General features: G+C 48.3%; 7 protein-coding genes. 2 read left to right on the top strand and 5 right to left on the bottom strand.

Annotated elements, in window-relative coordinates; genetic code table 11:
• Window positions 1-77: 77 nt before the first annotated feature.
• Both IEX60_RS04615 and IEX60_RS04610 read left to right on the top strand, forming a co-directional pair.
• Window positions 78-1,400 (top strand): OmpA family protein, encoded by a 1,323-nt coding sequence (locus IEX60_RS04615; RefSeq protein ID WP_188747927.1) that lies wholly within the window; start codon window positions 78-80, stop codon window positions 1,398-1,400.
• A 186-nt stretch (window positions 1,401-1,586) separates the two neighbouring features.
• The gene (locus IEX60_RS04610; RefSeq protein ID WP_188747925.1) at window positions 1,587-3,362 is read left to right on the top strand and encodes a DEAD/DEAH box helicase; all 1,776 of its coding nucleotides are present in this window, start codon (window positions 1,587-1,589) and stop codon (window positions 3,360-3,362) included.
• A 97-nt stretch (window positions 3,363-3,459) separates the two neighbouring features.
• Here IEX60_RS04610 and IEX60_RS04605 read toward each other — a convergent pair whose 3' ends face one another.
• The 5 genes from IEX60_RS04605 to IEX60_RS04585 form a co-directional block, all read right to left on the bottom strand.
• The gene (locus IEX60_RS04605; RefSeq protein WP_188747923.1) at window positions 3,460-4,905 is read right to left on the bottom strand and encodes an MFS transporter; all 1,446 of its coding nucleotides are present in this window, start codon (window positions 4,903-4,905) and stop codon (window positions 3,460-3,462) included.
• Window positions 4,906-5,025: 120 nt separating this feature from the next.
• Window positions 5,026-6,441 carry a glucuronate isomerase gene (uxaC, locus tag IEX60_RS04600; protein WP_188747921.1) on the bottom strand — a complete coding sequence of 472 codons (1,416 nt, stop codon included), beginning with the start codon at window positions 6,439-6,441 and terminating at the stop codon, window positions 5,026-5,028.
• Window positions 6,442-6,595: 154 nt separating this feature from the next.
• Window positions 6,596-8,239, bottom strand: coding sequence for a UxaA family hydrolase (locus IEX60_RS04595; protein ID WP_188748632.1), 1,644 nt, complete (start codon window positions 8,237-8,239; stop codon window positions 6,596-6,598).
• A 10-nt stretch (window positions 8,240-8,249) separates the two neighbouring features.
• On the bottom strand, window positions 8,250-9,623 hold the full coding sequence (locus IEX60_RS04590; RefSeq protein ID WP_188747918.1) for a tagaturonate reductase: 1,374 nt from the start codon (window positions 9,621-9,623) through the stop codon (window positions 8,250-8,252).
• A gap of 200 nt (window positions 9,624-9,823) precedes the next feature.
• Window positions 9,824-10,912, bottom strand: a complete 1,089-nt coding sequence (locus tag IEX60_RS04585) for a DUF6807 domain-containing protein (RefSeq protein WP_188747916.1) — start codon at window positions 10,910-10,912, stop codon at window positions 9,824-9,826.
• Between the last annotated feature and the right edge of the window lie 18 nt (window positions 10,913-10,930).

Genomic DNA, 10,930 nt, shown 5'->3' with positions numbered 1-10,930 from the left:
CTGCCATTCCGGGCAAAAATGGCTCGTTAATTGCTACACAATTCAAAATAAACGATCAAACAATTACTTTACGACGAATGAGAATGAATCTTACCAAAACAGGATTTCTTGCCGCAGCAGGTATCCTATCTGTAACACAGTTGGTTGCACAGGCTCCCGCCCTGAATGAAGTCAAACCTTTCGCCCCTGAAACCGAATACCGTACCTGGTCCGTTGGCGTACATGTCGGATTGCTGGACCAATCCAATCTAATCGGTATACGCCGCAAGTTTGACCAGGTGAAAAGCAATTTGGGATATGGTGTGTATGTAAAAAGACAAATTTTGCCGGGCTTCGGTATTCAGGCCGAATACATTGGCGGCAAGGTAGCGGGTGCGTACAAAGACAATGACAACACCTTTGAAACCAAGTTACCATGGTCTGCGGCTTTGTCGGCTAACGTCACGCTGGCCAACATCAATTGGCGGTACCATGAAGGTATTATCAAACCGTATTTGAATGTTGGTTTGGGAGCGATGGGCTTCGAACCGTCGGCGAACATCAACGGCGCTACCAATTCTTATGAGCAAACTACGGAGCTTTTTGTTCCGGGTGGCGTGGGATTGAAATTTGCGGTTGCCAACGATATCGCCATTGATTTGGGCTACCGCCTTAATTTAGTGCAGTCAACAAATTTTGATGGCGTCCGTGGCGGTGGATCCAAAGACATATTTTCTTACGCCCATTTGGGTGTAGAATTTGCATTAGGCGACCGCAGCAAACCCTTCTTGGCGAATAGCAACCCGGTATCGGCCATGCAGAAAGAGTACACCGCACAGTACGATGAGCTGGTTGCTCAAAAGGCAGCGGTAGAAGCACAGAAAGCAGAAAATGAAAAACTGAAATCACAGCTTGAACGGCTTTATGCAGACCTCGCCGATGACGATGGGGACGGGGTAGCTAATCGGTATGATAAATGCCCGGATACTCCCGAAAAAACAAAGGTAGACGGAGCGGGATGTCCGCTGCCAGAGCCTAAGGCTCCGGTTGTACAGCAAATCACGGTAACTGACGAAGACCGAAGAGTAGTAGACGAAGCAATCCAGAACCTGGAATTTGATTTAGGTAAAGCCACGATCCGCTCAACCTCACATGCCAGCCTGAACAAGGTTGCCGCGTTACTGATCGAGAAAAACTTCAGCCTCAAACTAGCTGGACACACGGATAATACCGGTTCCATGCAGACGAATATGCGCCTTTCCAAAGAACGTGCTGAGGCTGTAAAAGCCTACTTGGTCAGCAGAGGTGCCAACCCATCGCGTATTGAAGCCACCGGCTATGGACCTACTCAACCCATTGCCAGCAACAATACCGCGGCAGGCCGCCAGCAAAACCGCAGGGTAGAGTTTACGCTATATTAAGTTAAAAACTAAAAGTCAAAAAGCCGATCTGCGTCATCAGATCGGCTTTCGCTTTCTCATTTAGCGCTCATTCACTTTTGATTTTTTTACTTTCAATCACTTTTCACTTCTCTATTTGAATTTCAATAATTTAACCGTATCTTTGCACCGCCTTAGGCAATAGTGCCTATTGTATACATAATATTCATGAACCCATTTGTTGAACTGGGGATCCGTCATGATATTGTTAATGCCATCACAGAGTTAGGTTTCGAGAAACCCACTCCCATTCAGGAACAAGCCGTTCCCGTACTTTTGACAGGCAGCAACGATTTTGTCGGATTAGCCCAAACAGGCACCGGCAAAACCGCAGCGTTTGGCTTGCCATTGTTAGAATTGTTGGATTTTTCGCAGAAGCACCCGCAGGCATTGATTCTTTGCCCTACGCGTGAGTTGTGTTTGCAGATTTCCAAAGACATCGAAAAATTTGCCAAGAACATTCCGAATGTACATGTAGTCGCCGTTTACGGCGGTGCGAGTATCAGTGACCAGTTGCGGCAGATCCGTCGAGGCGTGCATATTGTTGTAGCCACTCCAGGCCGCATGCTCGACATCATCGGCCGCGATGCCATCGATTTCTCTCATGTACGGTATGTTGTGTTGGATGAAGCCGACGAAATGCTCAACATGGGCTTTCAGGAGGACATCAACAATATCCTGTCCACTACCCCGGACGAGAAAAAAACCTGGCTGTTTTCAGCCACCATGCCCGCCGAAGTGCGCCGGATCGCAAAGAATTACATGACCGATCCGTATGAGCTGACCGTAGGCACCAAAAACAGCGGAAACGCCAACATCGAGCACCATTATTACGTGATCCGTGCCCGCGACAAATACGCAGCATTCAAGCGTATCGTGGATTCCAATCCCGAAATCTTCGGTATCGTATTCTGCCGTACCAAGGTTGAAACACAGGAAATTGCCGAGGCCCTTATTAAAGACGGCTACAATGCCGATTCACTTCACGGCGACCTGTCGCAGCAGCAGCGTGACAAGGTGATGAAACGCTACCGTGAACGCTCCTTACAATTGCTCATTGCCACCGATGTGGCCGCACGCGGTATCGACGTAAACGACGTAACGCACGTCATCAATTATTCATTACCCGATGAAATCGAAAACTATACGCACCGGAGTGGCCGTACGGCACGCGCCGGCAAGACAGGGATTTCACTTTCATTGGTAAACCTGAAAGAACTGGGTAAGATCCGTCAGATCGAGAAGGTCATCGGCAAGTCGTTCATCAAAATGGATGTCCCCAGGGGTGAAGCGGTTGTCGAAAGCCAACTGTTTGCAATGATCAATAAGGTTCAGCAGGTATCGGTCAACGACGACCACATCGACCCTTATCTACCGAAAATCATGGAAAGCTTTGCCGACCTTAGCAAGGAAGAGATCATTAAGCGGTTTGCATCGCTCGAATTCAACCGGTTTTTGGAATATTACCAAAACGCACCTGATCTCAACGTCGATGCGAATGAACGGCGTGGCGATTTCGACCGCAAGGGTAAAACGGAGCGCTTTGGGCGCGATGGTTACAAATCGGATTATACACGCTTGTTCATCAACCTCGGTTCAGTAGATGACTTCACCCGCGGCGACATATTGGGATATATCTGCAATACGACCCGGATCAGTGGAAAAGCCATCGGCAAGATCGACCTGAAAGGTGTTTATACCTTCTTCGAGGTAGAAAATGCATCCGTCGATAAAGTATTCAGTGGATTCCAGGATGTGGATTTCAATGGCCGTACCGTACGCGTTGAAAGCGCAGGCGAGGGGCGCAGCGAAAGCCGAGGCGGCAGTGAGCGCCGAAATCGCTCTTTCCGCAACGGACCGGACAACGGTGGCCGCCGCAAGCGTGAAAACGGCGGTGGTTTCCGTGACTTTTCCGGGAAACGCCGGGAAAAAAGCCGTTGGTAACCTAACATTCATTTTTCTTCATAAAAAAACCTTTAGCGAAACGCTAAAGGTTTTTTTATGATTATTGTCCATGCACCAAGTGTACCGACAGCTCCTACTAATCGATATCCGTTATCGGTGTATAATGCGGCACGAGTGACTTCATAATGAGCCAGCCGATGAGGTAGGAAACCGAGCAAATGGAGAAAATAATAAAATATCCCGACTCGATTCCGGCAAAGCCCATGAATTTCATGTTTGTATCGGCTGCATAATCGAAAAGCACACCAGACCCTTTATTGATAAAGAATGAACTTATACCGCCCGCCATTCCCCCGATTCCGGTAATGGTGGCCACGCTAGACCGGGGAAACATATCACCGATTGTCGAGAAAATATTAGCGGACCACGCCTGGTGCGCCGCTGCGGCGATACCAATGATGATCACCGGGATCCAGACTGAAATGTGGCCAAGCGGCTGGGCAAGCAAGGTCAATAAGGGGAAAAATGCAAAAATCAACATCGATTTCATCCGACCGGAATATGGATTCATCCCTTTCTTCTCCACGAAATACGTAGGTAACCATCCACCGATGATCGATAGCAAGGTAAGCGCATACAGTACAAATATATGCAATGCACTTTCTGTAGAATCCAAATTATAGACCGAACTGAGGTAGGCCGGTGTCCAAAACAGGAAAAACCACCAAACGCCATCTGTCATAAATTTACCTACCGCAAAAGCCCACGTTTGCCTGTACCCAAATGCCTGCAAAAAAGACATCTTCCGTCGTTCGGCCGGTTGATCGGTCGTGGTTAACGGTATTTCAGCATCGTCCTGTTGGATATAGGCAAGTTCAGCAGCATTGACCCGGGGATGTACATGCGGCTTTTTATACATAAAGAGCCAAAATCCCATCCAGATGAATCCGAGTGCTCCAATAATGATGAACGATGCTTCCCAGCCATACGCTTCAGCGATGAAAGGGATGGTTACCGGTGCAGCCAGTGCCCCTACCGTTGAGCCGGCATTAAAAATACTGGTCGCAAATCCCCGGTCCTTTTTCGGAAAAAATTCAGCCGTAGCTTTAATGGCCGCAGGAAAGTTTCCGGCTTCACCGATTGCTAACACAATCCGGGCGAAAATAAACAGGGACACGCTGACCGAAATGATGCTTCCCACATCCCCCACCGTACCAAGAATCTCCTTTGCCTGTTCGAAACCGACCAACCAATTGCCCGTGAGCACCCCCGCTGTGGCAATTCCGCAATAGGCATGCAAACAAGCACCCACAGACCAAATACCAATGGCCCACAAGAATCCCTTTTTGGTATCTAACCAGTCTACAAACCGTCCCGCAAATAACATCCCAATTGCGTACACCAATGAAAAGATCGCGGTAATGTTTCCATAGTCATTATTCCGCCAATGAAACTCAGGAACGATGAAATCCTTCCATGTCAGCGAAAGAACCTGTCTATCCAAATAGTTGATTGTGGTAGCAAAAAAAAGCAAATAACAAACCGTCCATCTGTACTTGCTGGCTCGTTGGCTAGAAGTCATTATATAAGTTTTAACATGATTAGATTTATACCGCGTAAACGTTTACGCCAGCCAAATATAACAAGACTTGCCGAATTTCTCGGCCCTTGCGCTGGATTTTCTGCGAAATCGTTTTCGTCGTTATGCCGGACGCTGCTCCCAACCAAAATACCGGTTTGCGTTGTGATAGCAAATGTCCTGAATCATCTGCCCAATCCATGGCAGGTCATTTGGTAGTTCTCCACTTTCCACTTCCGTTCCAAATAAATCGCACAGCAACCGACGGAAATATTCATGCCGGGGGAAAGAAAGAAAACTCCGGGAATCCGTCAACATTCCCACAAAGCGGCTTAACAGTCCCATATTGGACAGCGCGTTCATTTGTTTGATCATTCCATCTTTTTGATCGAGGAACCACCAAGCCGATCCGAGCTGAACTTTACCCGCCACCGATCCATCGTTGAAATTTCCGATCATCGTTGCCATCAATTCATTATCGGCCGGGTTCAGGTTATAGAGAATCGTTTTTGTCAATTGGTTTTTGCTGTCGAGCCTGTCAAGAAATTTCGAGAGTGCCCTCCCATGCCTGAAATCTCCGATGGAATCCCAACCTGTATCTGGACCTAAGTTTTTCATCATACGCGAATTGTTATTACGCAACGCTCCGAGGTGATACTGTTGTACCCAATTTTTCTCTGCATCCCACTGCGCAAATAAGAAAAGGAGCGCTGATTTAAATTTCCGGTGCTCTAAATCCGACACGGTATTTCCTGCCAAGGCTTTGTCAAAAATGCGGGGAATCTCTTCATCGGTATACTCTTCTGCATAGATCTCTTCCAATCCGTGATCGGAAACACAGCAGCCCATGGATGAGAAAAAGTCATGCCGGGATTTTAAGGCGTATAGATAGCTGTCAAAATCCGAAACAGAGCAATGAGACACCCGCTCTAAAGCGCTAACATATGTCCTAAATTTCCCCAAATCACTCAGGTTCATCCCCGCATCCGGACGGAATGCAGGAAAGACAGGAATTGTATAACCTTCCTCACGGAGTCGCTGATGGAAATCAAGCGTATCCGTCGGATCATCAGTCGTGCAGATAACCTTCACATTCATACGTTCCAGCAGCCCACGCACCCGGTACTCGGGAGATTGAAGTCTCTCCCGGGTTTCATCAAATACGCGATCAGCGGTATCTGGATTCAGCAGTTCCGATATGCCGAAATAGCGTTGAAGTTCCAAGTGTGTCCAATGGTATAAGGGATTACGCATGGTATAGGGTACCGTCTCGGCCCATTTCCGGAACTTCTCGCGATCGGACGCCTCTCCGGTGATATAACGTTCATCGACGCCATTTGTCCGCATTGCCCTCCATTTGTAATGATCGCCATTTAACCAAACCTGTGTGATATTGTCGAACTGTGTATTCTCAGCTATCTGATGCGGAGGCAAGTGGCAATGATAATCGATGATGGGCATTTTTGCCGCATACTCATGGTATAAAATCTGAGCCGTACCTGTACTTAACAGAAAATGCTCGTCCAAAAATTTCTTCATTTCGCATTTTGCTTTCGGCTGCCAGTTTTAGCTATCAGCTGTCAGCTGTCAGCTGTCGGCTATCGACTTTCGGCCTTCAATTACTTATTTAATTTTTGCTTTGTCTTCCGTATCTGCATTTCTAACCTCGTACCTCGTACCCCTAACCCCGTACCTACAAAGAAACACCTCGTTTCCATGGAATAAAATCATCCTGATTAAGTTGTACGGCCTTTGGCACCACTTCTCCTGACGCTGCACGTATGCAATACTCCAGAATTTCTTCACCCATCTGCTGGATGGTCCGCTTTCCGTCTATAACCGGTCCGCAATCGATGTCGATGATATCGGCCATTCGTTCTGCAAGCACGCTGTTGGTTGCCACCTTGATCACCGGACAGACGGGATTGCCGGTAGGCGTTCCCAATCCGGTAGTAAACAGGATTAACGTGGCGCCGCTTGCTGCCTTCCCTGTAGTTGCTTCTACGTCGTTTCCAGGCGTACATACCAAATTCAAACCCGGTTTTGTCGCCCGCTCGGTATAATCCAACACATCAACAACTGGCGAGGTTCCTCCTTTTTTGGCCGCCCCATTGCTTTTAATAGCGTCTGTGATCAATCCATCACGTATGTTTCCGGGAGAAGGATTCATATGGAAACCGGAGCCAACCCGTTCCGCAGCCTCGCTGTATCCTTTCATCAATCGGATAAATTTGTGAGCCGCTTGCGCATCGATCGTACGATCGATCAGGTTCTGCTCGGCACCGCACAACTCCGGAAATTCAGCCAACAGTACCGTTCCTCCGAGGGCTACCAGTAGATCGGCGCAATGTCCAACCGCCGGGTTGGCCGATATGCCACTGAATCCGTCGCTTCCTCCACACTTGACGCCCAGGGTCAGTTTACTCAGGGGTGCGGGACTACGCACACACTTATCTGCCTCGATAAGGCCAACAAAGGTTTGACGGATGGCATCGGTAATCAGTTGCTCTTCACTTTGGGACCGCTGCTGCTCAAAGATTAACAGGGGTTTATCAAATTTCGGATTCAATGCATACAGATCATCCAAGAAATCACGCACCTGCAGATTCTGGCATCCGAGGCTGAGTACCGTAACCCCCGCTACATTCGGGTGGTCGGCATAGGCAGCTAGCAATTTGCCCAGTATGGCGGCATCCTGCCGGATTCCACCGCACCCTCCCTGATGGTTAAGAAACTTAATACCATCCACCTGCTTAAATAAGCGGTCTACAGGCACAACAGATTCCTTCACCGTTAAATCGGCCGAAGCCACATTCTGTCCCCGCTCGTACAGTTCGCGGAGCATATGCGTTTTGGCGCGGTATTTATCGGTAACAGCATACCCAAGTTCACGATGCATGGCCTCCCGTATCACATCCAGGTTGCGGTTTTCACAGAACACCGTAGGTATAAACAACCAATAATTGGCGGTACCTACCCGCCCGTCGTTGCGGTGATACCCCATGAATGATCGGTTTTTAAACCTGGAAACATCGGGTGCCTCCCAACGGTATCGATATGGGCGGTAAGCGTAGGGTTCTGCGGCATGTGCTACGTTGGCCGTATTCATCCACTGTCCTGCACGTACATCGTGCAATGTACGCCCCACCAATACGCCATACATCATGACCGCACTGCCTGCTGGAAGGTCATCCGTAAAAAATTTATGCTTTGCAGCGACATCTTCCACCAACACATAGGTTCTGCCACCAAAGGTGACGCTTTCACCCACTTTCAGGTCCTGCAACGCAACCAACACATTATCGTTGGGGTGAATCTGCAATACACGGACATCCATCGCTTCCATCTTACCTTATTTCCTCCTTTTTATTCAATTGATCTATTACACCCAATACAATCTCTTCTGCCTGCAACCGGTTGAGGTATTGTTTCGTGGTTTCCCAAAAATCACTGCATTCCTGCAGGTCATCTTTCCACTCGTTGAACAGCTCACCTCCTTCCGTGGCTTTCATAAAATACAGATATCCCGCGAATCCCAAGGCCATGTAGGTAGGCGCCATTGCGGATTGTTGCCTATGACGCACAATCGTGGGCAGGTTCCGCATCCGCATTTTTGATGTGTAATTTGTACTGATACTCTGCCAGTGGTGCTGGAGGAACGGGTTACTGAACCGATCAATCACGCGGTCAGCAAATTCAGATGCCTCACCCCTACCGATCCCTATCCCCACCAAAGTGGGAATGATTTCACGATGCATCAATTGCCTTACATATTTCGAAAATACCGGATCGGCCATAGCTTCTTTTACGGTATCAAAGCCTGCTAGTATTGCCAACCCGCAAGCAAAGGTATGACTTCCATTGAGTAGGCGTAGTTTCAGTTCTTTGAATTTTTGTATATCGGCAGCTATGACAACCCCTTTATCTACCTGTGCAAATGAGAGTACTTCCGAAACATACGGATCGGACGATTCGATGGCCCAAAGGCAAAATGGCTCGGCCATTATGGCCAGTTCATCTCTATAGCCCAATTGCCCTTCGGCCTGTTTCTGCTCGGCAGGCCCCAAACTGCCCGGCACAATCCGGTCAACTAACGTATTGCAAAAATGGTTACAGTTTTTTATCCACTTGATAAAATCTGCACCCAACTGTTGGCGCTCGGCCAACGTAAGCACAATGTCCTGCAACACCGCACCGTTTTTGTCAATCAGCTCCGTAGGAAGGATGACCAATCCCCTGTCTTCCGCACCGTTGAATGTCCGGAATCGTTCGAAAAGGACTGCCGTCAACTTACCCGGAAAAGAAACCGGTGGCGAAGCAAACAGATCTTCCCGTTCATCGAGTGTGATTCCTACTTCTGTGGTGTTGGAAATAACAATTTCTAGCTGGGGATTTCTGGCACTTTCCAAAACCGCGGCCCAGTTACTGACTGCAGAAATAACACGGCTGATTGCCGATATCCGTAACACATCCTGCACCTCACTTCCTTTTTCTATCCCTTTAATATGGATCGTGTAAAGATTGTCCTGCTGTTCAAATTTATCCACACCGCCTGTATCGGTCGACTTTACCACTACGATGCTTCCGCCAAATAGGCCCGCCCGATTGGCTTTCTCAATAAAATAGTCCGGCAAACCGCGGAGCAACACTCCGGTACCGAACTGGAGTACCCTTTCCGGATAAGAATCTTCATTAAATAACCGTCTGTTCAATAACTTCATTCGAAAACCGTTTATTTTTCATATCTGATGAAACCTAACTAAAACCTATGTGATACGCAACAACCCACACAGATAAATGCATTCCCAGTTCCTGCCACTGCAATGTTACAGCTTGGCGGTTAACGAATGAAACAACTGGACCACTATAATTGCGCAAACGTTGCCGGCAACGTTTGCGCAATCCGGATAAGAAAGTCGGCTTACTGTTGACCGTTGAATTCCGCAAACCGGTCGTTGATGGTAGCGGTATCCAATTTACTTCCGGCATGGATTAGGACCTTATACCTGAACCGGGTAGATGCGTCCTTATCCAATTTGAAATTCAGCACATCCTTTCCACCGCTGAGTTCTTTCTGTCCCAGTGGATTGGCAGCAAACAACCCGTAACCACGGGCATGCCAATAGGTAGGATATCCGGGATTTCCTTCGTGATCCAAAATGACGAGCGATACGCCCTCCCCTTCGATGGTTCCGTTCAGGGTTACCCATTTTCCGCGGGTTCCCCACACATCGTCACCTTCAATACCCTCGCTGCTTATGTAATGTCCAGTAACCCCATCGTTGTTGCTTTGGGCCACTTCGGTGACAATCCCGTTGGCATCCGTAAACTTAGCGGGCTGATCAGAGGGATGTTCAAGTTCACGGGCTAAGCGTATACCCAGTACCCCCTCTTTGTTGTCTTTGAGCGACACATCTTTCAGCGCCGTCAATTTGATATCAAGTTCAATGGACGTACTGCCTTCCTCATCCACCTGAAAGACATACCGGGTATCTTCTTTCAGGAGGCTATCTCCCTGCGGTCCCAGCCAATACTTGGTAACATCGAGCACACCGGTATTTCCATTGCTTTCTGTCTTGTTAACTGCTGCGTGGTGGATACTCCCGTAGCCCGAACGTTTTTCGGCCGGGATGGCCGGTGAATTGTTCCAAAAATCAAGTCCATTTACATCGCCGTAATTAAACCACAGTCCAATGTGGTGCGGATGATCCGTACGCTCATTTGCCCGGGGTTGCACCGGCCATCCCCTCGTTACAAAATGCCCGCCCTTGGTACGCAACGGAAACAAAACCGGCTTTTTTAAGCTATCCGTATAACAATAGGAGGTATAAGGCTGCCCATCCAGTAATACATCAATGCACTGGCTTCCGGGGTTCTCTACGAAGGAAAACCGATCGGTTTGTTCCGTCTGTGCCTGCCGGGACTGCGATTGTCCCGACTGTGACTGTCCGCAGCTAGCCAAAGCTGTGGACAGCACAACGGTACCTATCAAAATTTTTGCTGTTTTCATCAATCTACTTTTAATGTG

Source organism: Parapedobacter defluvii, assembly GCF_014642075.1.
GTDB lineage: Bacteria > Bacteroidota > Bacteroidia > Sphingobacteriales > Sphingobacteriaceae > Parapedobacter > Parapedobacter defluvii.
This window is presented reverse-complemented; position numbering and strand designations above follow the sequence as displayed.

What these genes read in the sequence shown, in the direction of transcription:
- IEX60_RS04610 (WP_188747925.1), top strand. Translation starts at nt 1,587, where the DNA reads ATGAACCCATTTGTTGAACTGGGGATCCGTCATGATATTGTTAATGCC.
- IEX60_RS04585 (WP_188747916.1), bottom strand. Translation starts at nt 10,912, where the DNA reads ATGAAAACAGCAAAAATTTTGATAGGTACCGTTGTGCTGTCCACAGCT.
- IEX60_RS04605 (WP_188747923.1), bottom strand. Translation starts at nt 4,905, where the DNA reads ATGACTTCTAGCCAACGAGCCAGCAAGTACAGATGGACGGTTTGTTAT.
- IEX60_RS04590 (WP_188747918.1), bottom strand. Translation starts at nt 9,623, where the DNA reads ATGAAGTTATTGAACAGACGGTTATTTAATGAAGATTCTTATCCGGAA.
- uxaC (WP_188747921.1), bottom strand. Translation starts at nt 6,441, where the DNA reads ATGAAGAAATTTTTGGACGAGCATTTTCTGTTAAGTACAGGTACGGCT.
- IEX60_RS04615 (WP_188747927.1), top strand. Translation starts at nt 78, where the DNA reads ATGAGAATGAATCTTACCAAAACAGGATTTCTTGCCGCAGCAGGTATC.
- IEX60_RS04595 (WP_188748632.1), bottom strand. Translation starts at nt 8,239, where the DNA reads ATGGATGTCCGTGTATTGCAGATTCACCCCAACGATAATGTGTTGGTT.